The sequence below is a fragment of the Sorangium sp. So ce726 genome (genome assembly GCF_051521405.1).
Taxonomy (GTDB): Bacteria; Myxococcota_A; Polyangia; order Polyangiales; family Polyangiaceae; genus Sorangium.
Map to the genome: position 1 here is coordinate 8,387,206 of NZ_CP150349.1, position 26,322 is coordinate 8,413,527.

The window sequence follows — 26,322 nt, forward strand, 5'->3', positions numbered from 1 at the left end:
GCCCATGAGCCAAGCCGCCACGGCGCTCCGCCCGGCCGGACCGAACGCCTCTCCCGCCGCTCCCATCCCCGTCCACGCCGAAGAGGTCGGCGCCTTCCTCGAGCGCGTCGGGGTCAGCTCGTCCGGCGGGCTCTCCGACGCCGAGGCGCAGAAGCGCCTCGCGGAGCACGGCAAGAACCGCCTGCCCGAGACGAAGAAGAAGAGCGCGCTCGTCCGCATCCTCGAGCAGTTCGCGAACCCGCTCGTGCTCACGCTCCTCGCCGCGGCGGCGATCGCCGTCGTCGTCGGCTTCACGGCCGACAAGGACGCGAGCTTCCTCCACCGGTTCGGCGACGCGATCGCGATCCTGCTCATCGTGATCCTGAACGCCTTCCTCGGTTACTACCAGGAGCGGCGCGCGGAGGCGGCCCTGGAGGCCCTCCAGAAGCTCAGCGCGCCGAACGCGCGCGTGCGCCGGGGCGGCAAGACCGTGGTCATCGCGGCCGAGGACGTCGCGCCCGGCGACATCCTCGAGCTCGAGGCGGGCGACTCGGTCCCGGCCGACGCGCGGCTCGTGCAGACGATCAGCTTCGCGACCGAGGAGGCGGCGCTGACGGGCGAGAGCGCGGCGGCGGTCAAGGACGCGCTCGCCCCGGTCGCGCGCGACGCGCCGCTCGGCGACCGGGTCACGATGATCTTCACGGGCACGAGCGTCGTGCGCGGCAAGGGGCGCGCGGTGGTGACCGCGACCGGCGTGAGCACCGAGCTCGGCCGGATCGGCGAGATGATCCGCTCGGTCGGCGAGCAGAAGACGCCCCTCGAGGAGCGCCTCGACCGCTTCGGCTCGATGATCCTGCGGGTGTGCCTGGCGCTCTCCGCGGTGCTGCTCGGCTGGGGGTTCATCCGGGGCGGACGGCCGTGGCACGAGCTCCTGCTCGAGGGCGTGAGCCTCGCGGTGGCCGCCATCCCCGAGGGGCTGCCCGCGATCACGACGATCACGCTCGCGCTGGGGATGCAGCGCATGGCGCGGCGCGGGGCGATCGTGCGCAAGCTGCCCGCGGTCGAGACGCTCGGCGCCGCGACGATCATCGCGTCGGACAAGACGGGCACGCTCACCCAGAACGAGATGACCGTGCGCAACGTGTACGCGGGCGGCCGCCGCTACACGGTGACCGGCGAGGGGTACAACCCGGCGGGCGCGCTGCGGGACGAGCGCGGCGCGGAGGTCGTGGAGCACTCGGCGCCCCTCACGTACCTGTTCGCGACGGTCGCGCTCTGCAACAACGCGTCGCTCGACGAGGACCGGGCGACGGGCCGCTGGAACATCGTCGGCGATCCGACCGAGGGGGCGCTGCTGACGCTGGCCGCGAAGGGCAACTACTCGCGCGAGTCGGTGGCGCCGTCGCACGCGTTCGTGCACGAGCTGCCGTTCGACAGCGACCGCAAGCGGATGACGGTGATCACGCGCGACGAGCGCGGCCGCGAGATCGCGCACGTGAAGGGGAGCGTCGACGTGCTCCTGCCGCTCTGCGTGAAGTTCGCCGACGACAAGGGCGTGCGGGCGCTGTCCGAGGACGACCGCACGGCGATCGCCGCCGAGGCCGATCGCATGAGCGCGGCCGCGCTGCGCGTGCTCGCGATCTGCCGCCGGGTGCGGGTCAGCCGCGACGAGGACGACATCGAGCGCGAGCTCACGTTCCTCGGCCTGGTCGGGATGATGGACCCGCCGCGGCAGGGGGTGAAGGAGGCGGTGGCCGAGTGCCGCCGCGCCGGCATCCGCGCCGTCATGATCACCGGCGACCACCGGCTCACCGCGACGGCGATCGCCAAGGAGATCGGGCTCTGGGACGAGGGCGACGAGGCGCTCAGCGGCGCGGAGCTCGCGGCGATGGGCGACGAGGAGCTGGCGCGGCGGATCATGCACCTGCGCGTCTTCGCCCGGACGACGGCGGAGCAGAAGCTCCGGCTCGTGCGGGCGTTCAAGGCGCACGGCCACATCGTGGCGATGACGGGCGACGGCGTGAACGACGCGCCCGCGCTCCGGGAGGCGCACATCGGCGTGGCGATGGGGCGCGGGGGCACCGACGTGGCGCGGCAGGCGGCGGACCTCGTGCTGGCGGACGACAACTTCGCGACCATCGTCGAGGCGGTGCGCGAGGGGCGCGCCATCTACCGCAACATCCAGAAGTTCATCTTCTTTCTCCTCTCGTCGAACATGGGCCTCCTCGTGGCCGTGTTCGTCGTCTCGTTCTTCGGCAAATGGCCGCCGCTGACGCCGCTCATGATCCTCTGGATCAACCTCGTCACGAACGGCCTGCCGGCGCTCGCGCTCGGCATCGATCCGCCGGATCCGCAGCTCATGTCGGAGGCGCCGCGGCCGCGCGACGAGGGCCTGCTCGTCAAGCGCGACTACCTCGGGATCCTGTACGTCGGCGCGATCATGGGGCTCGCCGCCGTCGCGCTCTACGCGACGTCGGACCAGACCGAGGAGGCGCTGCTCCGCACGCGCGCCGTCGCCTTCTCGCTGCTGGCGCTGTCGCCGCTCTTCCACGCCTGGAGCTGCCGGAGCCCGGTCATCTCGCTCTTCGCGTCGAAGCCGCTCATCAGCCTCCCGCTCCTCCTGGCGGTCGCGGCGAGCGCGGCGATCCACCTGATCGCGCTGCTCGTGCCCGCGCTGCGCCCGGTCTTCCGCACGTACGCGATGTCGTCGAACGAGTGGATGCTCCTGCTCGTCCTCTCGGCGCTCATCGTCCCGGCCGTCGAGATCGCAAAGCTCGTGTACCGCCGGATCCGCCCCGAAGGCGCCGGCCCCGCCCGCCTCACGCCCTCCCCCAAGCCCCACGGCTGACCGCCTGGTGAGGGTCTCGGCACGGCCGAGCCCCCTCGCCTGCAACGTCGAGATGGCCGCCTCGCGGCGTCCAGGGTGCCGCCTCGGGTGGGCGACGTGGAGCGATCCGGAAAGAAAGTGCTCGTGGTAAGAACAAGCGGGCGCGGAGAGGCGTCCAAACCCGAGCTTATGAGACGTAAACCACAAACCCTCCGTGCGCCGGCGGCTCATGCCTCCGGCTCCCGCTTCGCCGCGCTCGTGCCGGTCGCGCTGGCGGCGCTGACCACCGCAGCACCCTCCCCCGCCCTCGCCGCCGACACGCCGATCGCGGTGCCGCTCGTCGAGTCGAAATGGCTCAAGCTCGACGGGATCCCGAAGGAGTGGCCGGTGGCGTTCACCTCCCTCGGCTTCAAGCTCAAGGGCAAGCCCAGCAAGGCCGATCTGGCCGCGCAGGTGGCCATCGCCTACGACGACACACGGATCTACGTGGCGGCCGACGTGACCGACGACACGCTGCGAGGCGGCGCCGATCACGTGAAGGTCGTGATCGGGTTCCCGGGCGGAAAGATCCAGGAGGTCGCGCTTTACCCTGGGCAGCCGGGCAAGACCGCGGGGAGCGTCAAGGTCCCGGGCGGCAAGGCGGTGGCCGGGGCGAGGGTCATCGAGGCCCCGCGGAGCGGCGGGTACACCCTGGAGGCGAGCGTCCCCTGGACGGCGTTCCCCGAGGCGGCGACGACCCGGGTCGGGCTGCGGGCAGGGCTCTTCGTCCACGACGACGACGGCGGAGGGGTCGACGCCGTCGTCGGCAGCGCCCGCTCGGAGGCGTACGGGTCGCTGTCGCCGCTCGCGACCGAGCCGGAGCTCGCGCTCACCGACGGCCTCCTCCGGAGCAAGGGCATCCAGGGCCGCGCGAGCTACGACCTCGTCGCCGACGTGGCCGGCGATGGGATGCGGGAGCGGGTGCTCGTCCACGAGCGGTTCCTGATCGTCCTCGGCCCCGGGTTCCGGAAGGGCGCGCAGTACTTCTTCGAGGACCTCGGGGTCGACGCCAAGGACGGGATGCTGCCGTCGCTCACGGCGCGCGACCTGACAGGCGACGGCCAGGCCGAGCTCATCCTGCGGAAGCGCTCCGGCAGCAGCACGAAGTACCGCGAGGTGATCCACGTGCTCCAGTTCGGCGCCGGCGACACGCCGAAGCCGATCTTCCAGCACGAGATCGCGATCGCGACGGACAAGGGCTCGGTCGTCAACGACGTCGACTTCGTCGCGGACGGCGACAAGATGGCGATCCGCGTGGAGCCGGGCAAGGCGACCAAGTACGACGCGAGCAACTACGCGGAGGGGGTCGAGACGACGTACGACCCGCTGCTCTTGCCGTGGGGGTCGATCAAGTCGCAGCTCTACAAGCTGACCGGTGGCGTGTTTACCAAGGCGAGCGAGCAGCGGCAGGCGGGCGCCGCGGGGCCGCGCCCGGCGCCGGCCAAGGCCGAGGAGGCGCGGGTCGCGCCGAAGCCGGCCGGCCTCTCGCCGGCCGAGATGCTCGACAAGGTGTACGCCCTCTACCGGCGCGACCGGAACGCCTCGTCGAGCAAGCCGCAGTTCGACCTCGGCGCCGACGTGGCCGGCGGCAAGGAGCCCGAGCGGGTGCTCCTGCACGACCGCGACATCGTGGTGTTCGGCAAGGGGTTCCGGGGCGGCGCGGGGTACGCGTTCATGACGCTCGCGCAGTTCGCGTCTCCGGCCGACATCCGCTCGGTGCGCGCGCTCGATCTCACCGGCGACGGCAAGGCGGAGATCATCGTCCACGGCACCGTCCGCGCGGCGGCGCCCAAGGAGGCGGGCGGCGGGACCGTGGACCGCGACGTCGTGCAGGTCTTCCGGGTCGAGGGCGAGAGCATCCAGCGGATCTTCGCGGCCGAGGTGGCGCGCAGCATCGGCGGCAAGAAGATCGCCGGCGAGCTCAAGTTCGTGCGCGTGGGCGACAAGATGGGGATCGAGCTCGCCCCGGGGAAGGCCGTCGAGTGGACGGAGCAGACGTACCCCTTCAACCAGGACAAGGCGCCCGTCGGCGGCTTCGAGCCGCTGCTGCTGCCGTGGGGGGGCGCGCAGCCGGCGCGGTACGTCTGGAACGGGTCGATCTTCGCCAAGTAGGCGGGAAGAGGGCGTCGCGGCGCGCGACGCGCGACGCGCGACGTCAGGAAACGCTGGGTCTCACCGCGAGCGACGCGCGGTGAGACGAGGGCCGTCGCGGGCCCGAGGGGTGCAGGTGGCGGAGTTTCACTTCACGACCTCGTCTGGGCCCTCCGGAGCGCCGGGGGCAACGATCGCGCTCGTGGCGCGCCGCGACCAGCCGCCGTGCGACGGCGTGAGCGGCGCCTTCGACGCCCACGTGCTCGGCGTGCACCTCGGGGCGCCCGCGCGCGTGCGCCAGCGCCGGGAGGGTCACGTCCACGAGGGCGTGTTTGGGCGCGGAGATCTCACGGTGATCCCTGCCCGGTGGCAGAGCACGTGCTGGACGCGGGACCGGTCCGGCTTCCTCCACGTGCACGTGCCGGACGCGCTGGTCGCGCGGGTGGCCGAGGGCATCGCGCCGCCCGGCAGCCGGGAGGTCGCGTGCCTGTTCCGCTTCGACGACCCCGTGGGCCGCGAGCTCGCCCTGTCGATGCTGCACGAGGCCGAGACCGGGGGCGACGCCGCGGCCGGGTATGTCGAGGCGTCGGCCGTGGTGCTCGCGGCGCGCATGCTCCGGGCCTCGGGCCTCTCCCTGCGCCCTCCCCCGCGCTCGGGTCTGCCGCTGCCAGTGCTCCGCCGCGCGAAGGAGCAGCTCCACGAGGGCATGGAGCGCAACGTCGGCGTGGTCGAGCTCGCCGACGCGGCGGGCATGAACGTCCACCACTTCTCGCGGATGTTCAAGCGCTCGACTGGCCTCTCGCCGCACCGCTACCTCGGCCAGATCCGCGTCGATCGCGCGAAGGCGCTGCTCGCCGACCCCGACCGCCGGATCGTCGACGTCGCGGTGGAGGTCGGCTTCGCCAACGCGAGCCACTTCGCGGCGTTCTTCCGGAAGGCGACCGGGATGACCCCGGGGGCCTACCGGCACGCTTCGACCGGCACCGGCGCCGGCGCGCGCGGCGTCACGAACGCGTCCTCCACGCCCCGAACGCGGTAGAGGCGCAAAGCACCGTCCTGCTACGGCTCTCGCTCGAAGGAGCGTGAAGATGGCAGAGAGCAAGGACGTGCTCGTCACCGGGTGTTCGAGCGGCTTCGGCAGGCTGATCGCACTGTCGCTCACGGGCCGCGGGCACCGCGTGTTCGCGACGGTGCGCGACCGCGAGGGGCGGGCCGCGGGCGCCACCGCGGAGCTCGTCGCCCAGGGGGCGGGGCGGATCACCGTCGTCGAGATGGACGTCGAGCGCGACGCCTCCGTGGAGGCCGCGATCGGCGCGCTCGCCGCGGGCGGCGCCGGCATCGACGTGGTGGTCAACAACGCCGGCCTGTCGGCGATGGGGCTCAGCGAGGGGTTCACGACGGACCAGGCGCTGCGGCTGTTCCAGGTGAACGTGCTCGGCGCGCACCGCGTGAACCGCGCCGTGCTGCCGCTCATGAGGGAGCGGCGGCGCGGGCTGCTCGTGCACGTCTCCACCGGGCTCGCCCGTATGGTCATGCCGTGCTTCGGCCTGTACGCGGCCAGCAAGGCGGCGCTGGAGATGCTCGCGGAGGCGTACCGGTTCGAGCTCGCGCCGCTCGGCATCGAGTCGGCGATCGTGGAGCCCGGGCCTTACCCGACCGCGCTCGGCAAGAACATGCTGGCGCCCGCGGAGCCCGCGCGCCTCGCCGGTTACGGCGAGCTCGCCGAGCTGCCCGCGCGCATGAACGCCGGCCTCGCCGCCATGTTCGAGGCGTCAGGCGCGCCCGACCCGCGCGAGGTCGCCGACGCCGTCGTGGCGCTCGTCGAGGCGCCGGCCGGCAAGCGACCGCTGCGCACGATCGTGGGCGGCGGCTCCGGGCAGGCGCTCGGCGAGCTCAATGCGGTCGCTGAGCGGCTCCAGGCCGAGACGCTCCGCGCGCAGGGGCTGGGGCATTTGCTGGAGGTGGTCACGCCGGAATGACGCCCTTCGGGGACGGACGTGCTCACCCGCCGAGCTCGCTGCCGCGGGGCCGCGCTGCCCGGGTGTCGCGATGATTCGCTTGGTCCTGAAGAAAGCATGATGAAACTTTACCCATCCTCGTAAAGCGATGAGACAAGGACCTTGAGACACGTCTCTCGCTCATGCTTTCTTGTCCTGCACCGGAGTTGCCCAGTACAGGACGCCATGGGCTCGACCCGGACCGCGTGGCACGTGCTGCTCGCGGCGCTGCTGCGCCAGCGCCGCCCGCGCCATTGCTCGGTCACGGCACGGCGCGGACGGTTGAGGCGCGCCGGCGGCTGGCCGAGCAGGTCGGTGCGGAGGAGATCGCGATGGCGATGCGCGAGCTGGAAGGCTTCGACGAGGTGTTGCGGACGCTGCTGACGAAGCTGCCGATCGAGGCGTTGCTGCCTGGTCTGCCGGTGGACGAGCTGCTGGCGGCGCTGCCGCCGGAGCAGCGGCTCGCCGGGCTGCCGCCCGAGCAGCGGCTCGCCGGGCTGCCGCCCGAGCAGCGCGTCGCGGGGCTGACGCCCGAGCAGCGGCTCCTCCTCATGCCCGACGAGGCGTTGCGGCTCCTGCCCGATGATTACTTGCGCTCGCTTCCGGAGGATATCCGGTCGCAGATCTGCGCTCGGATCGGCCGCCCGCTCTAGCGAGGCGCGGGGATGCGAGCGCCGCTCTCCCTGTATAGCCCGGCGGGGTTGTGCTCCACGTCGAGGATCTCCCAGCGGTAGTAGCTGAAGTCCCCGCTCTCGAGCTTCCACAGTACGTCCCCTCGGCTCGGGATCCGGAACCCCCGGAACGTGCGCCAGTCCGAGCACGACACGGACCACGGCGTGAGCTTCGCGTCCGCGCCGCCGCCGAGATAGCGCTCGGCTTGAAGCCCGACCACGCGCCCCTGAGGATCGAACGAGAACACCGCCGATGCGACCTTTCCCGCGTGGCGCATCGTCGCCTTCGCGCTCGTCGCGTCGATAGACTCCCACGTGATGTAGGGGCGGAGCGCCGCTGACGGGAACCAGACGATCTCGCCCAGAAAGCGCAGCATGGCGCCCTGGTCGATCTTCTCGTCAGCCGCGTCGACGATGTTGACGAGCGAAGCCGCCTTGATGAGCATCTGGCCCTTGCCGGCGGCGTACTTGTCGCGGCCCTCGATCGGGAGAATGCCCATCATCTTCGTGGTGACCTTCCAGACGAACGCAGGCTCGTCGACGGAGAAGTACTGCTCGGCCTCCGCGGGCATCCAGGCGGCGTCGGGGCTGGTCCGGAGCTCGCCGCGCTGTTTCAGCCGGACCGTCTGAGCCCGTTCCCGGCCGACGACGCCTGAGGACTCTAGCCAGGCGCGCACCGGCGCGGGCAGGCGCTCGAGCTCGGAGGGCTCGACGCTGGAAGCGTGCGGCTCGGCGGGGCGCGCGAGCAGCGCTCGGACCTCCGAATCGACTTCATGGCGGAAGCGTGCGTGTGCGGCAGCGGACACGATCGGCAGGAGGATGAGCACGTTGACGAGGGTGCCGAACTTCGCCTGGGGCCACGCGAGGACGATGAGGCCCTGGGAGAGGAGCACGCCGAAGAGCGCCAGCGTCCACCACGCGTCGCGTCGCAGGACCTGGAGCGCTGCCGCCGCGAGAGGCGCTATCACCGCCGCGAGCCAGAGCAGGGCGAAGACCTGACTGCCCATGGAAGAGAGGGGCACGAGCGTGCGATCGCTCGGCTGACCCGCGGCGGCGAGCTTCGACCACTCGCGGTATCCGATGAGGTGAATCACGCCGTGGAGCGCGATCAGGAGGGCCAATCCAAGCCGCATGACGTGTCTCTTTCTCGGAATCGCCTGCTCCGCCCAGCCGTCGCCTGGTCGTCGGCAGCCGGCTCCGTCTCTCACGTGCTCTTTTTTGCTTTTGCAGCCCACGTGCCAAACCGGGAGCCACGCCGAGGGCGCGGTCCATTCGCGCGGAACCGAGCATCGAGACGCGTAGCCCGGCTGTCGTACACGCAGATCTTGCGCGCCCCGTTCGCCGTCGTCGCTGCTCCTGTTCCCCGAGGTGTACCGGCGCTCGCTCCCTCTAGACGTGCAGGAGAAGGCCGGCGCGCAGTTCGACCCCTGTCCGAAGGCATCGCTCTCGGCCACGACTCCGGCACCGTCGACTCCTGGCTCGTGGTCGACGGGCAAGGGCTGAGCTGACTTCGGCCGTAATCCATCCGGCCGCGTCCGGGGGAAACAACGAGGACAGCGAATTCTCCGCGTCCTCCAACCCGGGAATGGACTCTAGATGTCCCTGCCGCATGGCACCGCCTCACTCCACGGACGTGGACCGCTGCTTGCGTCGGTCGCCGGGTTCATGCGAATGGTTCCCACGGTTGCCGCCATCGTCTCCCTCCATGGAGTCGCTCTATGTATTGCATCTTGCGTCATGCTTCCATGAAAACGGAGATATCTGTATATACCTCGGCATGCTTCCCGTTAGGTGCGTCTATGAGCGTGGAACTCCTGATTGAGCGCGCGCGCGTAGAACTCGGCTTGCCGCGCCGCGCGCTTCCAGTCCGGTCCGAACAGACACTCTATGCACCTAAGAGCGAGTGGGCAGAGCTCGGGCGACCGCTCACCGCCCGAGAGCGCAGCGGAACCTAGTCCGCGGAGTCGCCGCATCCGCTCGACGTCTTCTACAGTGATGGGTGTAGGCCCGTGCAGGCGACCGCGGATATGCTCTACCATCACGCCCTCGATAGCGATCAGGGAGTTTTCCCACGCCACGGGATCTACCTGGAGATCGGCGTCGCCGCGCACGATCGCGTCGCCGAGGATGCGGATGTAACCGACGGCGTAGAGCATGGCCATGGTCGCCCAGTCGAGCAGATCCTCTAGTTCTTCCGGGATGAGTGGATCCGGGTCAGACATGCCCGGAGTCTAGTTTCATCTCACGACGGGGAAAGGCGCGGCGTACATCGGGCCGCTTGGGGCCGATGCAGGTGCGCCCTCCCCTCTCGCCCCCTCCGTCGCGCAGCGCCGGCACGCCCGCAGCGGAGCTCGACAGGTTGCCGACTTCCGGGCAGCGAAGCATCCCCGAGCCGGCCCGTGGTGCCGCATGATGCCGGCAAGAGAGCACGGGCCTTGGCCAGACGGCCGAGAACCAGGAAGAGCGCATCAATGTTCGGGAAAGACGCACCCGCAAGAACCCCTGAAGCGGCCGAGGGAGACCGTCGCGTGCAGCCTGGGGGGGATTGAAGAGGACCGCGTCCGCGTGGCCGTCGCCGTTCACGGCCGCGTCATCCGGCGGGCTCCGGCAGGCAGCAGACGGTGGTCGGGTACGGCTCGCCGCCGGCCGGCTCGCAGAGCCCCAGCTCGTTGACCTCCCATTCGGCGCGAATGCTGCCGAGCGCCGCACCATCCTGCTCGGGAAGCAGGCAGCGATCCGCCCCGCCAGCCGTCACCGGCGTCGTCCCGAGGAGCGCGTCCTCGCTGCACGCGCTATCCGAGTAGGCGCTCACCCGCGCGACGCACTTCCTCGGCGTGCTGCTGGGCACGCAGACGCACGGCTCGCAGCTCCGCTCAAGGTCTCGATCATAGAAGGTGAGCTTGTCCGAGAACCTGGGCCGCTCCCCGGGACCGGCGGGCGGATAGCATTCGTGAGGCCCCTCGTACTGCGAGATCATGCAGTACCGCCACCCGGGGGGCACGTTGGTCTCTTGCTGGTCGACCATGCACACGTCGCCGATCTCCGGACACCGGTTGCTCGTCACGACGCCACTGCACGCGACCGCGATCTTCGCAGGGCTCTTCGGTGGAGAGGGCTCGCCCACGGTGGAGGGCGTGCACGAGCCATCCGGCCCCGGCGCGATCCAGATCGCGCTGAACTCCTCTGCCGGCACGGTCCCCGGAGACGTGCATTCGCCTTGCCAGTTCCACGGCGGATTGAACGGCCTGAGCGTCTCCGCAGGGGTGTTCTCGCACGACGCATCCGAGTGCGCCGCAACGATCTCCGGCATGGAGCAGTACGGAACGCTACAAATGCACTTGGGACAGGGCTCGTCGCCCGGCAGCAGCGTCCGGAACCGGAAGGACGTCCTCGAGGCAATTTGCACCGTATCGCGGCTCTGGAGGTCGAGGCCGGTGAGGTCCTCGCACGCCGGTTCGGGGTCGTCAGCGTCTCCGATCCACAGGAGCATCGGCTTGTGAAAGCTGTCCATCGGTTGTATCACGCACTTCCCGGCGCAGACGCCGTTGCTCGTGCCGTCCTCGTTGGTGATGAGGCAGGGATTCCACGGCGAGCCGCACGGCGGCTCCGCGCTGCCGCAGCCGCCCGCGACCAGCGCGCCGCCCAGGCCCCCCAGCGGCAGCGTGATCAACGCGCGCAGGAGCCTCCACCTTCTGTTCCACCTCATCGCGACCTCACCGCCTTCCCCACGCGCTCCCGAGGAGCCCACACACCCTGAACTTCCGGTTGTCTCCTGCTGCGGGCGGCGCGCCCAACCGCCCGCCGGTGTTCTCGACCAGGCCGTCACGGCGCATCCAGCGCCTTCGGCAGACAGCAGACCGTCTTGGCCCTGCCGTCCACCTTGTCGTCGGGTCTACCGCGCGTCGGCGTGCACGTCCCGGGCTCGTTCGAGAGCCACGTTGCGCTCACGCTGGCCAAGCTGGAGGTCGGCTCAGGAACCAGGCAGATCCCACGCTCGTTCACATCGACGCCGAGGAGGATGTCGCTGCAAGCGGCATCCTCCCAGGCGTACACGAGCGCCTCGCACCGGCTCGTCGCCGGCGCCTCGCAGGTGCACGGCGAGCACGCGGGCGCGGTCACCAGGTTCACATAGAACACCCCCACCCTGTCCGAGAAGATCTTCCGAGGGTCCGCTCCTCCCTCGGGCTGCTGGCAGCCCAGATTCCCATCCCCGACGATGCAGTGGCGCCAGCCGTCGGGCAGATGGGCCGGCTGCTGCTCGAGCATGCAGAGCTCCCCCTTTCCCGGACACAGCTCGTCCTCCACCACACCGCTGCACCCGACGGCGACCTCGCCCACGCCTCCCGCGAGAGGCTGCGGAGGCTCGTCGGCCACGATCGGCGTGCACGGCTCCCAGGTCGCCGGACCGATCGAGAGCGAGCCAAGCTGCTCCGCCGTCACCGTGCCGGGCGACACACACGATCCGTCCCAGCCTGCCGGCAGTAGGAACGACGTCTGCGTCCCCGAGCTGCCGTCGCCGCAGGCCTCGATCGACCTCGCCGTCACGGTCTGCGGGAGCGCGCACGCCGGCGCCGTGCAAGCGCACGCGGGGCAGCCGTGCGCCGGCTCCGGCATGGCCCGCGCGAAGAGCGTCCGCGTGGCGTCGGTGAGCGGGATCCTCTCGCCGGTCCCGGGGACGATCCGCACGAGCTCGGCGCACGACGCCGGCGCGAGCACCTCGGGCCCCGTCCAGACGAGCTTCGGCGCGCCGAAGGAGTCCGGCGGCGCGTGGACGCACTGCCCCCAGCAGTGCGCGTTGCTGGTGCCGTCGTCGTTCCGGATCTCGCACGCGACCTCCTCCGCGCAGTCGTACCCCCCGGCGCCGCCGCACCCGCTGGCCGCCGCCACCCCTCCGAAGCCCAGGAGCCACAGCCCTGCCAGCCTTCTCCGCCGCACGCTCCGCATCGGCACTGCTCCTTCCGCCTCCGGCGCAGCCTCACCAGCTACCGGAGAAGATCACGCCCCCGCCATGCGCAGCCGCGAGCGGCGCCGCGCGCACGGCGCGTTTTCCCGGCTCCGGCGCCCACAGGAGCGACGAGAGCGCGACCGCGCCGGCGACGCCAGCGCCGATGAAGCTCCCCCATGCGGCGGCCTTCAGGGTGTCGCGCGCGTCGATCATCTCGCGCAGCACACCGCACGGGTCGGCGTATGCCTTGGACAAGCACGCCGCCGCCCCGTCGCGCTGGCGGATCTGGGCGGCCTGCGCCTCCGCCTCCCCGCCGCGCACCGCCGCTGCCACGGCGAAGCCCGTACCCAGCGCGACCCCGGCCGACGCGAGCGCGATCCCGCCGACGCGGAACACCGTACCCGCTGACGGCCCCCCGGGCGCAGCGGCCGGCACAGGCGCAACCGGCGCCGCAATCGGCGCAGGCGCAACCGGCCCAGGCACAGCCGGCGGCGGGCGCTTGGGCTCCAGGTGAAGGCCGACCATCGACTCCCTTCCCCGCTGCGCCTCGAACGGATAGACGTCATCGACATATCCATCGAGCTTGCCGCGCGCCTCGTGCCGCCCCGGATCGAGGTAGACGAAATACATGCCCTGTCCGCGGCCGATCCGCCGGCCGTCGATGAACACCTCGGCCTCGGGCCGGCTCACCGCGACGGTCGCGGACGAGATCTCGCGCTCCGCCTTCTCGAGCCCCGTCCGGAAGCGCCGCTGCGCCGCCGGCTGGAGCGTCTCCGGAACCAGCAGGGATTCCCGCAGGTGCTCTGCCGCGTCCCGGGACCGCCCGAGCGCGAGCTCCGAAAGCCCGAGCTCCCCCGCGAACTCCGGCCGCGGATCCGCCTTCCACGCCGCGCGATACGACGCCTCCGCGTCCTGCCACCGCCCCGCGCGCCGCGCCCTCTCGCCCCGCGCAAACGCCTCCTCTGCCTGGGAGCGCATCGTGGCCGCCCTGGACGGTCCAGCCAAAGGACCTTCCCCGGCGGCCACGGCCGCGCGACTCCACACGACAGATGCGGCGACCACGGCGAGGAGCAACCGTCCTGTGGACGCCATCTCCGCGGCATACTACGTGACGAGTCTCTTTTCGGTCAAGCCGCCTTGGTCCGGAGAAAGTGACGGAATCGACTCGACTATCAGGCAATTTTGGTCGCGCCGCGAGAATGCTCGCCCTGCTGCGCGGCGCGCCGAGCGCTCACGCCACAGGCCTGCCTCGGCTCCGCCCGATATGCCGATTTTCAAATGTCGAACGAGCTCGCCACGTAACTACGCAGGCATGGGGAAATCGTCTCGCAAAACCGACAGCACCGCCGAGAAAGCACCGCTCACCATCGAGGCGATCATGGCCGAGCACCTGGAGACGGTCCGCCGCTACGTGGAGCGCCAGGGCTTCCGCGGCGCGGATCGGGACGACCTGGTCCAGGAGATCTTCCACGGCGCTTCGCGGTCGCTGCCCCGGTTCGATCCCCGCATCGCCACCGTGCGCACCTGGCTCCTGCGGATCGCGTTCAACCACATCTCCAACGAGCGCAAGCGCGCCCATCGCCGGCACGAAGAGCTGTGGCCGGAGGAGGCGCTGGACGGCCTCTCCAGCACAGCGCCGGACTCCGAGACACGGCTCATCGAGGCGCAACAGAGCGACATCCTCGCGGATCTGCTCCAGGAGGTCCCTCCGCGGCGCCGCGCGATCCTGGTCGCGCACGACCTGGAGGAGGAGGCGGTCCAGGACATCGCCGAAGAGCTCGCGATGCCGCGCAATACCGTGTGGAACGACCTCCGGCTCGCGCGGCTGAGCCTCGACGCCGCCGCGCGGCGCTGGCGAGCGCGGAGACGCGGCCGTGGCGCCCTGATCGCGCCGCTCGCCATCGCCTTCGGCGCGACCGAAGCGCGCGCTTCCTCGGGGCCGCTCCACGGAGGTCGGCTGCGGCGGCTGCTCGACCGGGCTCGCCGCGCCCTCCGGCGCGCGCCGTCTCACGGCGCGGCCAGCCCGGCGGCGAGCTCGTGGAACGCGTCGCTGGCACCCGCACGTGCCGTCCGCCGATCGACGGCCAGCACCGCAGCCGGCGTCGTGGCGGGCGCGCTCGTCCTGCTGGCCGCCGGCGGGCGCGGCGAGATCCCGCCGCCGAGCGTCCATGCGCTCGCGCTTCGCCCCTCACAGGCCGCATGGCCCGCTCAGCACAGCAGCGCCGTCCCCTCGGGCCCGCAGGTGCCCTCGGGGGAGCGGGCCGAAAGCGACGTGAGCGGCGCCCTCACGACCGCGCGCCGCGACCCGGCGAGCCCGCGATACCTGCCCGGCCCTCGTCGCGGCGAAGGCATCCAACTGCCCTCCTCCGAGGCCCGGCTGATCCGGCAGGCATTCGCGGGGTTCGCCGCCGGTCGCCACGACGCCGTGCGGCTCCTGCTCGAGCAACACCGGCGCGACTTCCCGCGAGGTGCCTACGCAGGAGACCGCGAGGATCTCCTGCGACGGCTGCGGGCGGCGGCGCACCGCGACTGATACGCGGCCGCGGCCTGTTCAGCCCCGCAGGGCGTCCGATTCGTGCCATTCCGTCCCGTTGAGTCCGTCAGGCGTTGCCATGGCTCCTCGGGCTCTGCCAACATCAGCGCATTTTGCTCAACCCAAGGAGGCGCCTATGGCAGACCCCTACATCGATCCTTTCGAGACGAAGATTTATGGCAAGTTCGCCCGCGAGCAGATGGCCGCGGTCCTGATGGGCAAGGTCGCTGCACTCGACGGCATGGTCGAGTTCGCGATGGGCAAGCAGCTGCTCGCCGATCAGGCGATGTCCGACGTCCTCGATCGCCAGCCCAAGCCGGCGCCGGAGCTCGACACCGCCGAGGTGCTCGACGAGGCGCGCGACGTGATCGTGCGGTTTGGCTCGTACCTCGACTCCCTCAAGGGGAGGCCGGTCGATCCCAGGCTGTTCTTCCGCGGCGAGATGCCGAGCGTCCTCGCGCGCCGGCGGATCACCAAGCTCACCGCCGCCGTCGGGCACATCGCCGACGAGCTCGAGAGGCAGCGCGAGAAGGTCCGGGGCGCGGACGCATGGCTGACCGAGCTCAGGGAGGTGCACGAGAAGCTCGGGATCGTCGAGCGGCAGCAGCGCGCCACGCGCGTCGAGCGGGTCGAGCTCGGCCCCGAGGTGTCAACCGCGCGCGAGGCCTGGCTGGGTGTCTACGACGCCAACAAGAGCCTCGTGCGCGGGCTGCTCGCCCACCTGGGCAAGCCCGAGCTCCTGCCGCTCATCTTCGACGACCTGGCCGAGATCCACCGCACGACCGGCGTCAGCGACGCCCTCCCGCCCGGCCAGCCGGCCGCGCCGGACTCGCCGGCAGCCGCGCCGTCCGCCCAGCCGGGGCCCTCGCCGGACGCGTGAGCCGGCGGCCCGCTGCAAGGCTTGATGCAAGTCTTGCAGCGGGCGACTCGGTCGCCGAGTTGGCCGTTTCAAGGCTTGAGACGGCCGCCTCGGCGGCCCAGCGGGCCGCTTCAAGGCTTGAGACGGCCGACTCGGCGGCCCAGCGGGCCGTTTCAAGGCTTGAAATCGCCGACTGGGCGGCCGAGTCGCCCGTCACAAGCCTTGAAGCGGCCGACTCGGCACCCGGGAAGGCGCTCTCAGGGCATGCGGAAGCCGCCGCGAGCGCGCGCCGCACCAGCAGGAGCGGCGGCGGCGCTCCTGCGCCGCCGTCTCCACTTCAGCCAAGCCCTGCGATCGCGAGCGCCTCCACGAGGTCGTCGACCAGGGCCTGGTCCGCTGTCAGTCGGCGGACAACGGCCCGGGGATCCCGCGCGACTGCGGGCAGGATGGCGGCGAGCTCGCCGGCGGCGGCGCGGGCGTCGACGAAGCGGCCGAGGCGGGTCAGGGCGACGGCGCGGTCGAGCGCGCTCCAGGCGAGGTGGCGGGGGGCGATGGCCTCGGCCTCGATGAGGGCAGCCGCGTAGTCGCCGCGGCGACAGGCGTCCAGCGCGAGGGCGTGGTGGATTGCGCGGGGATAGCGCTTCGTCCAGCCCTGGTGCTTGCGGAGGATGAATGTGCCGCGCTCCCAGTCGCCGGCGACCGCGAGGAGGAAGCCCGTGAGCATGAGCGGCCCGCCAAGCCTCAGGGCGATCTCGGCCTCGGCCAGCGCCCCTGGACCGTCGCCGGCGTCGAGCAGCACGAACGCGAGCACCTGGTGCGCACTGGCCAGCTTGGGCTCGAGCGCGACGGCCCGGCGCGCATGGTCTTCGGCCTGGCGAAGGTCGTAATCCCTGCCAGCCGCCGTCCACGACGAGAGCACCTGAAAGAACGAGGAATACACCAGCAGCACCCCGTCATCGGGGTCGCACTCGAGGAAGCGCGCGCAGTGGTCCGCGAGCTCGGCTTGCAGGTCGCGATCGAAGGTGACGAGCCACCGGGGAATGCACAGGAGCACCTCGTACGACGAGCGGGGAGGGTGGAGGGAGCGCTCCTCGGACTCGATGGCATGGATCGCGCCCATGGGCAGCGAGACGAGCAGGGTGGTGATCTCACAAGCGATCTCGTCCTCGACGGCGAGCAGACGGTCGTCGACGTCGAAGCGGTCGAACGTCTTGCCCCACACCTGGATCCCGCGCGCGGTGTCGTGGAGCTTGACCGTCACGCGCAGCGCGCTGCGGACGATGCGCACGCTCCCCTCGACCACGTAGCGCGCGCCCCGCGCCTCGGCCTCGTCCAGGGTGGCGGCGCGCGAGAGCACGCGCACGCGCGGTGCGCGAACGAAGAGGTCGCCGAGCCGGTCGGTCAGGCCGCGGGCGACGGCGCAGCGCCGCGTGCCCGCAGAGCCCGGCTCCGGCGGCTCGCTGTCCGGCGCGGCCCCGCTCGAGGAGGTGGCGACGGCGCCGATCGAGGTAAAGGGGAGGATCGCGACGACGGGCCCGTCGGCGCTGCCCGGGATACAGCCCGATCGGGGGGACAGCGGCCCCGACCCATCAGCGGGCTGCGAATCCATCGGGGGGCGTGGGGAGAGTGAGGGCTGGGCGGGGTCGGCCGCGGCCGGCCCGGTGGCGAAGACGGGAGCATAGCGGCCGCGTGGCAGCTCGATGCGCACCGCGGCGGCGGGGCTCGCGGCGTAATAGCGCTCGAGGGCGCGCCGGAGCTTGCTCATCTCGACGCGTACGATCGAGTCCTCGACGGAGTCGAAGCCCTCGGGCCGATCGAAGACGCGGGTGGCGAGGAGAGGTGCGCGCAGATCGGCGCCGCGCCCCGCGAGCGCCTCGCCGACCAGGAAGCGGAGCAACCGGATCTGCCGCGCAGACCCACCGAATACCGGACTCGCCACCACCCGCTCCAGCTCGGCCACGACGGCAGCGCGCTGGGCGCTTTGCGGAGAACGCTTCATTTGTGTCAGCATCCTCACCCACAGACCCGTCCGGAAGCAACAGCGTGACCCCTGCCGGATTCACGTGCCGGACGAGAGGGCATGGCGCCTCGCCCCACCCTCGCGTCGCCCCACCCTCGGCCGTTCCGCCGCGGAGCGCGCGAGGATCGATGGGAAGCGTGAAGTGCGGACCCGGCGGTGCGATTCACAGAGAATTCACAGTGAAACAACCTGATGGGCCGCCGGGCTCACATTTACGGTGCGCCCACGGCATGCGCGCCTCCGCCCCGTCAGGAGGGCAACGCGGGGTCTGCGATGAATCGCACCGGGGGCGGCGTTCCGGCCAGGGGGCCGCCAAGGAGGACCTCTCCATCATGAGCACACCGGGCTTCCTCAGAGGTGCCTCCATCCTCGCCGCAGCGGCGCTGGGCCTCGCCGCGGGCTTGCCGAGCGCGGAGGCGTGGGGCGACGATCCGGCCTGGGTCGCGCTCAAGAACGAGATCGAGCGCCCGCACACGCGGCTGGCCTCGCCCGCGCTCCGCGCGCTCGGCGGGGGCGCGCTCCCGTACGAGGCGCGCGAGGCAATGGCTGCGGTGCGCGAGGCGGCCGTCGCGACGCTCGGGGGCATCGGCGCGGAACTGGCCCTCTGGGGCGTCGATCCGGTCGCGCGCTTCGACGCCGCGCTCCGCGAGATGCAGCCCGCGCTCTCGCGCTCGCTGCTCGATTAGGCCCTGATCCCGAGATCCCGGGGTCCGTGCTCCTTCCCTGCCCGTCTACAGCCGGCGCACGGGCGTGATTGAATGACTATTTCGACACAAAGGAGCTTTCAGCGATGCCGATCTCTCGAATTCATCTTGCAGCCGCAGCGCTCGGAGGGCTCTTCGGTCGTCCGCGCCGTAGCTCCCCGCGCCCAAACCGCTTCCGGCGGCGTCACCGCCGTGAGATAAGAGTCAGCTTCTCCACGCTCGTTTGAGCGGACCTGTCGCGGTGCCCGGGCGCTCGAACGCGCCGAGAGCACGCGCCCTGGTCCGTGGAAAGGATCGACACCGTATGCACAAAAGGCTCCTGCTCGCTCTCTCGCTGCTCCCGCTCGCGGCCTTCGGGCTCGCGCTCCGGCCGGCGCCCACCCTGGCCGGAGGCTTCCCTTCCAGCTGCGCCGGGACCTACCTGATCTCGGAAGCCGGCGGGGCGAGGGATTTCTGGACGTTCGCGGCCGACGGGTCCTTCTTCGGGACCACCTCGACGCAGCCCCTCTACAACTTCTCCAACCAACAGGGGAGCTGGGAGAAGGTCGGTAACGACGGCGCTCGAGGCGCCCTGTTCGCGTTCGTGTACAACGAGGACAACACCCTGCTGACGACGGCCCGGATCGATATCGTGCTCGACACGGTCGGTCAGGGATGCGACGAGATCGCCGGCTCCCTCGTCGTGCGCACCTTCGAGGACGGGGAAGATCCGCTCGATCCTTCGAGCGACACCGGCGCTCCCATCGCCTCGGACACCTTCACCGGCCGGCGCGCGAAGGCGAGCCCCTGACGGCGCGCGAAGCTCGAAAATTGGCGCCGGGCGCTGCTCCAGGCTTGGGGCATCCGGATTGCATCTCGGAGAGACCAGATGCCGAATCGCGCGCTTTGCCCCGCTCAAGATCGCACGAGGATCGACAGCCCCGCCACGATCGCGTCGCGCGAGATCTGCACGGCCGACCCCTCCGAGGCGGAGGTCGTCATGCAGCGCCTGTATCCAGGCACGAAGCTGGAGCCGCTCTCCCGCGAATCCTTCTCGTGCGAGCTGCGCGTCACGGGCGCGGCCCCCGCGACCTTCGTGACGGGCTCATGGCGCGGCGGGGCCCGCATCCACTTCGACCACCTGGAAGACCGGTATGTCCTTGCGACGTGCGCCGAAGGCACGATCGAGTTGAGCCACGGGGGCGAGCGGCTCGGCGTGGTCCCCGAACGGCGCGCGATCCTGCTCTCCCCCGGTCTCTCGGGGAGCCTCCTGACCGACCCCGCAGTTCGCGCCCGGACCGTCGTCTTCGACGCCGCGGCGCTCCCGGCGCACGTGGCCGCGCTCGCCGGCCGGGCGCCGCAGGACCCGATCGTCTTTGCCCCGGCGCTCTCGCTCGAAGCGGGACCGGGCGTGCTCGTGCGAGACCTCGTCGAGGCGTGCTTCCACGCGCTCGAACAGCCCCGCACCTCGCTCCACCTGCTCGCCTCGCTGGGCGATTCGCTCCTCACGGCCCTGCTCACCGGGCTGCCGCACAGCGCCTCCCACCTCTTCGAGCGCCTGCCGCCGAGCACCTCGCGGCCGTGCGTGCGCCGCGCGGAGGAGTTCATCGCCGCGCACGCGGCCGAGGAGCTGACGGTCGCCCGCATCGCGGAGGCCGCCGGCGTGGCCGTGCGCGCGTTGCAGATCGCTTTCCGGGCGGCGCACGGCGCGACGCCGATGGAGTTCGCCCGCGAGCGGCGGTTCGATCTCGCGCGCCGCGAGCTGCTCGAGGGAGCGCCCGGGACGACGGTGATGAACGTCGGCGCCTCGCTGGGGTTCGGCTCGAGCCCCGGCCGCTTCAGCGTGGAGTACAGGCGGCGCTTCGGCGAGAGCCCCTCGGACACCCTGGCCGCCGCGCGCGCGCGGCAAGGAAGGTGACTGCGCGCAAAACGATCGGCGCTGCGCACAAAGCGATCAAGGTTATGCACGATCGGTCCGTCGCTGTGCAGAGTCCGGTTGCAATTTGCGCACGCCCGATGTTCGCGCTTGCAGCTCGGGCCGAGAACGGGAAACGTGCGCGCCATGGCGGACTGAACCACCGCCATCGATCTCGGCCCTCCCCGATCAGCTCGACTGAAGGTGAGGCCCCGAGGTCGCAGGCGATGTGAGGCGCCCTCTCCTCGGCTGATGTCGAAAGGCATCCGCGGCGGTGAGCGGCGATCGTGAGGGCCATTTTACGCCCGAGGCCGCGCAGCTCGCGGCGGCGGGCGTGAGCGGCCAGAGGCCGTGGTGCGCCCCGATCCCGGTGCTCTTCGAGCGCTGGAGACTCGGGGACACGCGCCCTCTGCGCGCGGCGCCGGCGACATCGACTCGAGATCGGCTGTTCCGCGGTTAGCACCGACATCGAATCACGACGAACGACGACCACGAACCACGCGTTCCCCGCCGCCAGCGCCCCATCCTCGCGCGGCGGCCTCACCCATCGAAAAGGACGAGTCATGAGACACCCCGACACATCTCGCCTGGCGTATCTGACATTCTCGGCGGCCACAGCCCTGCTGTTCGCCGCCTGCAGCACCGCCGGCACCGACGCACCTGCGGAGCACCACGACCATTCAGAGGCCGTCGGCGAGTCCCAGGACGCGCTCACCGCGGCCCAGTGCAGCTACTACACGGTCAACGGCAAGGTCCAGATCTGTCACCGCACGGGCTCGGCCACGCACCCGTACTCGATCCTCAAGATCAGCCAGACGGCGTGCGTCAACGCGCACGTCTTGCACGCCGGCGACTACGTCGCCGTGAACGACCCGGATTGCCAGGGCGACGGCTGCCTGCCCGAGGGCGCGCCGTGCGACACGACGCTGCCGTGCTGTGAAGGCTTCTCGTGCACCGGCGGGACCTGCACGCCGAACGTCTCGGACAACTGCTCGCCGAGCCCCTGCCAGAACGGCAGCACGTGTACGAGCAGCGCGAGCGGCTACACCTGCACCTGCGTCCCCGGCTACACGGGGACCAACTGCGAGACCGAGATCGACGAGTGCGCCTCGGACCCCTGCGTCCACGGCCAGTGTCTCGACGCGGTGAACGGCTACGTCTGCGAATGCGAGCCGGGCTACGCGGGGACGAACTGCGAGACCAACATCGACGACTGCGCGTCGAACCCCTGCGTGCACGGTACCTGCGTCGACGGCCTGAACAGCTTCACGTGCGAGTGCGACTCCGGATACAGCGGCACCCTCTGCGACACCGCCGCCTCTCTCTGCCCCTGCGCCGGGAACTCGGCCTGGCAGTCCGCGATGGCGGGGACGATCGTGACGGATGGCCGGTGCACCAACTACTCCTTCCCGGCCCCCTGCGGGACCGGCGGTGGCGGGAGTTATTCCTGGGCAGTCACCGAGAACGGCAGCTCCGTCGTGGAGCTCCTTGCCGGAACGCAGGCGGGTGAGGATGTCATTAGCTTCTGCGGTGTGCAGGTGATGAACGTGTCTCAGGAGTTCGCCGGGAATTGCAGTGGTGGGGCCTTCCCCGCCTTCCTGACCGGCCTCAGTGCGACGGAGGCCGCGGCGTGCGCCGCCGATGTCCTGGCCCTCGCAGCGGGCCAGAGCGTCACCTGCAACTGAGCCCGCGGCTCCCCACTTCCTACCCGCCAGCCGCCGCCGTGCTCCGAGCGGGCCTCGCGAACAGGCTCGCCAGGCCGGCGGCCGGCTCCGCCCCGAGCTCCTGCATCCCCTGCGCCCGGTAAAGCCGAGTGCGCACCTTCGAGGACGGGGAATATCTGCTCTATCCTTCGAGCGATACCGGCGATCCCATCGCCGCCGACGCCTTCGCCGGCCGGCGCGCGACGGAGAGCCCCTGACGGCCTCCGCGCGGCGGGTGTTCGGGAAGCGAGCCCCTCGCTTTCTCCCCCATCTCACAGACATCCTACAACGTGCCTGCGAGAGGGGGAGACGGTGAGTCGCTCCGTGGAGCTCCGGGGAGCGCTGCGTACCAGGACGAACGGCCTCGTCAGCAGACTTCCGGACGATACGCAGCGCGAGGGCGAAGAAGCGGGTCAGAGTCCGTTGGGGACCACGGTGACGGTGCTGGATGCCCGGTTGGTCAGGACGAGATCGTCGTACCCATCGCCGTCCATGTCCGCGGCGGCGATGGCGTTGAGGCCAGGCGAAGCGCCGGTCGAGACGACGGTGCCCGAGACGAAGGTTCCGTTGCCGTTGCCGGTCATCGGGCGGACGCCGCCCGCGGAGGTGGTGACCAGGATGTAGGCGTCGAGCTTGCCGTCGCCGTTGAAATCGCTGGCCACGACCCCGAGCGCCGAGTTGGCGATCGCGGTGGGCGCGGCGGCGGACTGAACGCCGCTCGCGACAGTGCCGTTGCCGTTCCCCTTGAAGAAGAAGAGGTACCGGCCGGCTGCGCCGTTCGAGAGGATGTCGAGCTTGCCGTCGCCGTCGGCGTCGCCGAAGGCGATGCCCGCCGTCTGGCCGTTGACGGCGTTGGTGTAGGCGACCGGCGCGGCGAACGAGCCGTTGCCCTGGTTGATGAGGATCGACAGGCGCGCGGAGCCGGGGCTCGTCACCACGAGATCGGAGAAGCCGTCGCCGTTCAAATCACGGCAGGCGATGGTCGACTGCACACCGCCGGTGCCCGCGATGGTTGTGAACACGGGCGTGCCGAAGGTGCCCGTGCCGGTGCCGAAGATCACGCTCACCTGGTTCAGGGTCACGCTGGTGGTGGCGATGTCGGCCGCCCCATCGTGATCGAAGTCCCCGGTGCAGAGGTGGACGGAGCCCGGGGTGCCGGTTGTGAAATTCGTCGGCGCGCCGAAGGTTCCGGGCGCGCTCGGGCCCAGGTTTCGGTAGACGCTGATGCTCCCGTTGATGAGGGGCAGGTTGGTCTGACCGTTGACGGTGACGGCGTCGAGCCACCCGTCGCCGTCCACGTCCACCGCCACGACCGCATTGCTGGAGAGCGGGGCGCCCGTGGTGTAGAGCTCCGGCTGGATGGTCGCGTCGCCGTTGCCGTGAAACACGGAGAGCGACCCGGAGGGGAACAGCAACGACCCGGATTCGGCGTTGGCCACCAGGACGTCGAGCTTGCCGTCGCCGTTCACATCGGCGACCGCCGGAGCCAGCGGGCTGTGAGGGTCGGAGACGCTGATCGGCGTGCCGGGGACCTGACCGGAGGGCGGGGTCTGGCAGCCACCGTTCGAGCAGATTTGACCCGCCGCGCACGCGACGTTGCAGGCGCTGCAGTGGGAGGCGTTGCTCTCGAGGTTCGCCTCGCAGCCGTCGGACGTGAGCCCGTTGCAGTCCGCGAGGCTGCCTTCGCAAGCCTCGCAGTTGGTCCCCTCGTAGGTGGGCAAGCACTCGCAGGTGTAGCTGCTGAGACCGTCGGTGCAGGTCCCGTCGTTCTGGCACGGGTTGGGCGAGCACTCGTCGATCTCCGTGCACGTGGCGCCGTCGCCGGAGTAACCCACGTTGCAGGCGCAGGTGAACGAGCCCGCCGTGTTGGTGCACGTCGCGTCCGCGTCACAGTTGGCCGTAGCGGCGGCGCACTCGTCGACGTCCGCGCAGGTGATGCCGTCGCCGGAGTAGCCCGCGTCGCAGGCGCAGGTGAACGAGCCCGCCGTGTTGGTGCACGCGGCGTTCGCGCCGCAGTTGTCGGTGCCGAGGGCGCACTCGTCGACGTCGGTGCACGTGACGCCGTCGCCGGAGTAACCCGCGTTGCAGGCGCAGGTGAACGAGCCCGCCGTGTTGGTGCACGCCGCGTTCGCATCGCAGTTGTCGGTGCCCAAGGCGCACTCGTTAACATCCGTGCAGGTGCCGCTCTGGCAGGTGAGGCCGTCACAGCACGGCACCGTGGGGTCGCACGGCGCGTTCACGGCCAGACAGCCCTGACCGCCGCAGGTCGGGTCGTAGAGCGGCGAGCTCGGGTCGAGGCTGGTGACGTAGTCGCTGGCGTGGGCGCTGTGCGCGTTGATGCACGCCTGCTCGCTGACGCGAATGATCGTGTACGGCTTCGTCGAGGAGCCGGTCCTGTGACAGAGCTGGACCGTACCGTTGACGTCGAAGTAGTTGCACTGCTCGGGGGTGAGCGCGCCATGGGCTTCGCCCGCGGCCTCGTCGTCGCCGTCGGCCCCCGAGGGGCCGGCGCTGGTGCAGCTCGCGAGCAGCAGGGTGGAGAAAGCCGGGATCGCCAGATAACCGAGAAGAGAGCTCTTGAAAGAGCGCATGGTTTGTCCTCTGTTTTGGTTCAAGCGGGGGTGCCGCGCGGTGCCGGGCCTGCGCTGGCTGGAGAAACCTCAGGTCGTCCGATTCAACAATTCAAGATCGATGCCAGCGTGAGCACGTCAGTCGCGGAGGTGATATCGGGGCAGGGCCCCGCGCGTCTTTCGCGTTTCGCGCGCGCCGCCGCACGAGCCACCGTGCTCCCGCGCTGAAATCAGGGCACACCGCCTCATCGAGCCCGTTTGACCGGCATCGTGCATACCGCGATGCCGGGCACGAACAGCCCCCCGGGCCCAGTCGCGCTCCGCTGCTGCCACTGCTGCTGCCTGAATGCCTCAGCCGCGGAGCGCACCCCTCATTGTCGAGAACGACGGCGGACACTCTGTCGAGAACGACGGCGGAGTGCCCGCCCGCATACTAGGGACGTGGCAAGTCACGTAAATCGAAAAATGCGTCGGCCCACGTGATTCACATCTGTGATTCACGTTCATGGATGGGCGCTATCGTTTGTATGTTGCACAGACGGTGACGTCTGTGCATAGGCGACATGACCCTCAACACATCGCTGAACCGACCCGGTGACCGAACGCGATTCCGCTCCGGACGGCGCCACAGCGCTGCTCCAGCCGGCCCGCGAGGGACGGGATCGAGCTCCGTGAGCAGATAACGCGTCGGTGAGCTCTGGCCTCGGCGTATTGATCGCGGCGGCGCAGAGGCGTAGGGTGCCGCCCTGCGCTCGCAGGGCGCCATGAGTTTGCACGTTTGGCGCGCTGCTCTCCCCAATCCTCACAGGAGGGATGACCTATGCTCCGCAATGCGAAGATGAACACTCTTCGAATCGCCCAGCTCACCGCTGCCACTTTCATCGCCGCCGCAGCCCCGGTGTGCTTCACCCTCGCCACGCCCGCGCGCGCGGCGGTCATCGACGTTCAATGCGTGGGATCCTTCAACCGATCTTTCAGCCCGGCCGTCACCGTCACCCCGCAGACTGTCACGGTGACCGAAGCCTTCGACTACGACACGTGCGTGATCGGCCCCAGCGCCACCGGCGCCGCCTCCATCACGCTGTCCCTCGGCTGCGTGCCCGTCTCCGCGGGACCGCCAGAGACCGAGACTGTCACCTGGAACGATGCCACAGGCGGCACCAGCACCATCACCTGGTCGGCCCCCACCGTCGTCGGCCAAACCGCCCTATTTTCCGGGACGGTCACCGCCGGGCGCTACGCCGGAGACTCTGCCACCAAGATCACATCCGGGGTCAGCTATCTCGGCAGCGTCGTCGGGTGCCTGCTCGGCACACCCATCAGCAACACCACCGGCCTGGTCGACAGCATCGTGCTCACCCAATGAGTGCACGGGGGGAGGAAAGCCAGGCACGTTGGAGACGTCACGCTCCAACGGCGGAACCTGCCTTGGGTTGACCGAACATTTTCTTTGCGGTTTGCCGTGCGCCGCACCTTCGCAGATGCGCCCA

The 26,322-nt window shown here is 70.7% G+C and carries 19 protein-coding genes; 12 read left to right on the forward strand and 7 right to left on the reverse strand.

The features are described from left to right. Nucleotides 1-4 precede the first annotated feature (4 nt). The 5 genes from WME79_RS30820 (at nucleotide 5) to WME79_RS30840 (ending at nucleotide 7,586) form a co-directional block, all read left to right on the forward strand. Complete coding sequence (locus tag WME79_RS30820) at nucleotides 5-2,827, forward strand: cation-translocating P-type ATPase (protein WP_437522105.1); 2,823 nt, start codon at nucleotides 5-7, stop codon at nucleotides 2,825-2,827. Between the two features lie 168 nt (nucleotides 2,828-2,995). Next, complete coding sequence (locus tag WME79_RS30825; RefSeq protein ID WP_437522107.1) at nucleotides 2,996-4,957, forward strand: sugar-binding protein; 1,962 nt, start codon at nucleotides 2,996-2,998, stop codon at nucleotides 4,955-4,957. A 181-nt stretch (nucleotides 4,958-5,138) separates the two neighbouring features. Then, nucleotides 5,139-5,975 carry a helix-turn-helix transcriptional regulator gene (locus tag WME79_RS30830; RefSeq protein WP_437522109.1) on the forward strand — a complete coding sequence of 279 codons (837 nt, stop codon included), beginning with the start codon at nucleotides 5,139-5,141 and terminating at the stop codon, nucleotides 5,973-5,975. A gap of 49 nt (nucleotides 5,976-6,024) precedes the next feature. Then, nucleotides 6,025-6,915, forward strand: coding sequence for an SDR family NAD(P)-dependent oxidoreductase (locus tag WME79_RS30835; RefSeq protein WP_437522111.1), 891 nt, complete (start codon nucleotides 6,025-6,027; stop codon nucleotides 6,913-6,915). 350 nt (nucleotides 6,916-7,265) lie between these two features. Then, on the forward strand, nucleotides 7,266-7,586 hold the full coding sequence (locus tag WME79_RS30840) for a hypothetical protein (protein WP_437522113.1): 321 nt from the start codon (nucleotides 7,266-7,268) through the stop codon (nucleotides 7,584-7,586). Here WME79_RS30840 and WME79_RS30845 read toward each other — a convergent pair. The 5 genes from WME79_RS30845 to WME79_RS30865 form a co-directional block, all read right to left on the reverse strand. Further along, nucleotides 7,583-8,737, reverse strand: a complete 1,155-nt coding sequence (locus WME79_RS30845; RefSeq protein ID WP_437522115.1) for a DUF6544 family protein — start codon at nucleotides 8,735-8,737, stop codon at nucleotides 7,583-7,585. The two genes, WME79_RS30840 and WME79_RS30845, sit on opposite strands and share 4 nt — an antisense overlap. A gap of 654 nt (nucleotides 8,738-9,391) precedes the next feature. Continuing rightward, nucleotides 9,392-9,826, reverse strand: coding sequence for a hypothetical protein (locus WME79_RS30850; protein WP_437522117.1), 435 nt, complete (start codon nucleotides 9,824-9,826; stop codon nucleotides 9,392-9,394). A gap of 368 nt (nucleotides 9,827-10,194) precedes the next feature. Further along, the gene (locus WME79_RS30855; protein WP_437522119.1) at nucleotides 10,195-11,310 is read right to left on the reverse strand and encodes a hypothetical protein; all 1,116 of its coding nucleotides are present in this window, start codon (nucleotides 11,308-11,310) and stop codon (nucleotides 10,195-10,197) included. A 116-nt stretch (nucleotides 11,311-11,426) separates the two neighbouring features. Further along, complete coding sequence (locus WME79_RS30860; protein ID WP_437522121.1) at nucleotides 11,427-12,548, reverse strand: hypothetical protein; 1,122 nt, start codon at nucleotides 12,546-12,548, stop codon at nucleotides 11,427-11,429. A 31-nt stretch (nucleotides 12,549-12,579) separates the two neighbouring features. Beyond that, a complete protein-coding gene (locus tag WME79_RS30865; RefSeq protein ID WP_437522123.1) occupies nucleotides 12,580-13,527 on the reverse strand; it encodes a hypothetical protein in 948 nt (315 codons plus the stop codon). Nucleotides 13,528-13,861: 334 nt separating this feature from the next. Between WME79_RS30865 and WME79_RS30870 the strand changes: the two genes are divergently transcribed. Both WME79_RS30870 and WME79_RS30875 read left to right on the forward strand, forming a co-directional pair. Next, entirely contained in the window at nucleotides 13,862-15,082 is a 1,221-nt protein-coding gene (locus WME79_RS30870; protein ID WP_437522124.1) for an RNA polymerase sigma factor, read from the forward strand. A gap of 136 nt (nucleotides 15,083-15,218) precedes the next feature. Further along, on the forward strand, nucleotides 15,219-15,962 hold the full coding sequence (locus tag WME79_RS30875; RefSeq protein WP_437522126.1) for a hypothetical protein: 744 nt from the start codon (nucleotides 15,219-15,221) through the stop codon (nucleotides 15,960-15,962). Between the two features lie 316 nt (nucleotides 15,963-16,278). On the opposite strand, the gene WME79_RS30880 is transcribed toward WME79_RS30875, so the two are convergent. Beyond that, nucleotides 16,279-17,940: a hypothetical protein gene (locus WME79_RS30880; RefSeq protein ID WP_437522128.1), complete on the reverse strand. Its 1,662-nt coding sequence runs from the start codon at nucleotides 17,938-17,940 to the stop codon at nucleotides 16,279-16,281. A gap of 353 nt (nucleotides 17,941-18,293) precedes the next feature. Here WME79_RS30880 and WME79_RS30885 point away from each other — a divergent pair, with 353 nt between their 5' ends. The 4 genes from WME79_RS30885 to WME79_RS30900 all read left to right on the forward strand — a co-directional run bounded on the left by WME79_RS30885 (nucleotide 18,294) and on the right by WME79_RS30900 (nucleotide 22,244). Beyond that, the gene (locus tag WME79_RS30885) at nucleotides 18,294-18,647 is read left to right on the forward strand and encodes a hypothetical protein (RefSeq protein ID WP_437522130.1); all 354 of its coding nucleotides are present in this window, start codon (nucleotides 18,294-18,296) and stop codon (nucleotides 18,645-18,647) included. A 322-nt stretch (nucleotides 18,648-18,969) separates the two neighbouring features. Beyond that, nucleotides 18,970-19,455, forward strand: coding sequence for a hypothetical protein (locus WME79_RS30890; RefSeq protein WP_437522131.1), 486 nt, complete (start codon nucleotides 18,970-18,972; stop codon nucleotides 19,453-19,455). A gap of 78 nt (nucleotides 19,456-19,533) precedes the next feature. Then, on the forward strand, nucleotides 19,534-20,562 hold the full coding sequence (locus tag WME79_RS30895; protein ID WP_437522133.1) for an AraC family transcriptional regulator: 1,029 nt from the start codon (nucleotides 19,534-19,536) through the stop codon (nucleotides 20,560-20,562). Nucleotides 20,563-21,122: 560 nt separating this feature from the next. After that, complete coding sequence (locus WME79_RS30900) at nucleotides 21,123-22,244, forward strand: calcium-binding EGF-like domain-containing protein (RefSeq protein ID WP_437522135.1); 1,122 nt, start codon at nucleotides 21,123-21,125, stop codon at nucleotides 22,242-22,244. Nucleotides 22,245-22,675: 431 nt separating this feature from the next. Here the strand turns inward: WME79_RS30900 and WME79_RS30905 are convergent, their stop codons facing one another. Further along, on the reverse strand, nucleotides 22,676-24,853 hold the full coding sequence (locus WME79_RS30905; RefSeq protein ID WP_437522137.1) for an FG-GAP-like repeat-containing protein: 2,178 nt from the start codon (nucleotides 24,851-24,853) through the stop codon (nucleotides 22,676-22,678). 799 nt (nucleotides 24,854-25,652) lie between these two features. On the opposite strand from WME79_RS30905, the gene WME79_RS30910 reads away from it, so the two are divergent. Further along, a complete protein-coding gene (locus WME79_RS30910; RefSeq protein ID WP_437522138.1) occupies nucleotides 25,653-26,198 on the forward strand; it encodes a hypothetical protein in 546 nt (181 codons plus the stop codon). Nucleotides 26,199-26,322 lie beyond the last annotated feature (124 nt).

What these genes read in the sequence shown, in the direction of transcription:
- WME79_RS30855 (WP_437522119.1), bottom strand. Translation starts at nt 11,310, where the DNA reads ATGAGGTGGAACAGAAGGTGGAGGCTCCTGCGCGCGTTGATCACGCTG.
- WME79_RS30825 (WP_437522107.1), top strand. Translation starts at nt 2,996, where the DNA reads ATGAGACGTAAACCACAAACCCTCCGTGCGCCGGCGGCTCATGCCTCC.
- WME79_RS30875 (WP_437522126.1), top strand. Translation starts at nt 15,219, where the DNA reads ATGGCAGACCCCTACATCGATCCTTTCGAGACGAAGATTTATGGCAAG.
- WME79_RS30870 (WP_437522124.1), top strand. Translation starts at nt 13,862, where the DNA reads ATGGGGAAATCGTCTCGCAAAACCGACAGCACCGCCGAGAAAGCACCG.
- WME79_RS30910 (WP_437522138.1), top strand. Translation starts at nt 25,653, where the DNA reads ATGCTCCGCAATGCGAAGATGAACACTCTTCGAATCGCCCAGCTCACC.
- WME79_RS30905 (WP_437522137.1), bottom strand. Translation starts at nt 24,853, where the DNA reads ATGCGCTCTTTCAAGAGCTCTCTTCTCGGTTATCTGGCGATCCCGGCT.
- WME79_RS30880 (WP_437522128.1), bottom strand. Translation starts at nt 17,940, where the DNA reads ATGAAGCGTTCTCCGCAAAGCGCCCAGCGCGCTGCCGTCGTGGCCGAG.
- WME79_RS30820 (WP_437522105.1), top strand. Translation starts at nt 5, where the DNA reads ATGAGCCAAGCCGCCACGGCGCTCCGCCCGGCCGGACCGAACGCCTCT.
- WME79_RS30835 (WP_437522111.1), top strand. Translation starts at nt 6,025, where the DNA reads ATGGCAGAGAGCAAGGACGTGCTCGTCACCGGGTGTTCGAGCGGCTTC.
- WME79_RS30890 (WP_437522131.1), top strand. Translation starts at nt 18,970, where the DNA reads ATGCACAAAAGGCTCCTGCTCGCTCTCTCGCTGCTCCCGCTCGCGGCC.
- WME79_RS30895 (WP_437522133.1), top strand. Translation starts at nt 19,534, where the DNA reads ATGCCGAATCGCGCGCTTTGCCCCGCTCAAGATCGCACGAGGATCGAC.
- WME79_RS30865 (WP_437522123.1), bottom strand. Translation starts at nt 13,527, where the DNA reads ATGCGCTCCCAGGCAGAGGAGGCGTTTGCGCGGGGCGAGAGGGCGCGG.
- WME79_RS30840 (WP_437522113.1), top strand. Translation starts at nt 7,266, where the DNA reads ATGGCGATGCGCGAGCTGGAAGGCTTCGACGAGGTGTTGCGGACGCTG.
- WME79_RS30850 (WP_437522117.1), bottom strand. Translation starts at nt 9,826, where the DNA reads ATGTCTGACCCGGATCCACTCATCCCGGAAGAACTAGAGGATCTGCTC.
- WME79_RS30900 (WP_437522135.1), top strand. Translation starts at nt 21,123, where the DNA reads ATGAGACACCCCGACACATCTCGCCTGGCGTATCTGACATTCTCGGCG.
- WME79_RS30860 (WP_437522121.1), bottom strand. Translation starts at nt 12,548, where the DNA reads ATGCGGAGCGTGCGGCGGAGAAGGCTGGCAGGGCTGTGGCTCCTGGGC.
- WME79_RS30845 (WP_437522115.1), bottom strand. Translation starts at nt 8,737, where the DNA reads ATGCGGCTTGGATTGGCCCTCCTGATCGCGCTCCACGGCGTGATTCAC.
- WME79_RS30885 (WP_437522130.1), top strand. Translation starts at nt 18,294, where the DNA reads ATGAGCACACCGGGCTTCCTCAGAGGTGCCTCCATCCTCGCCGCAGCG.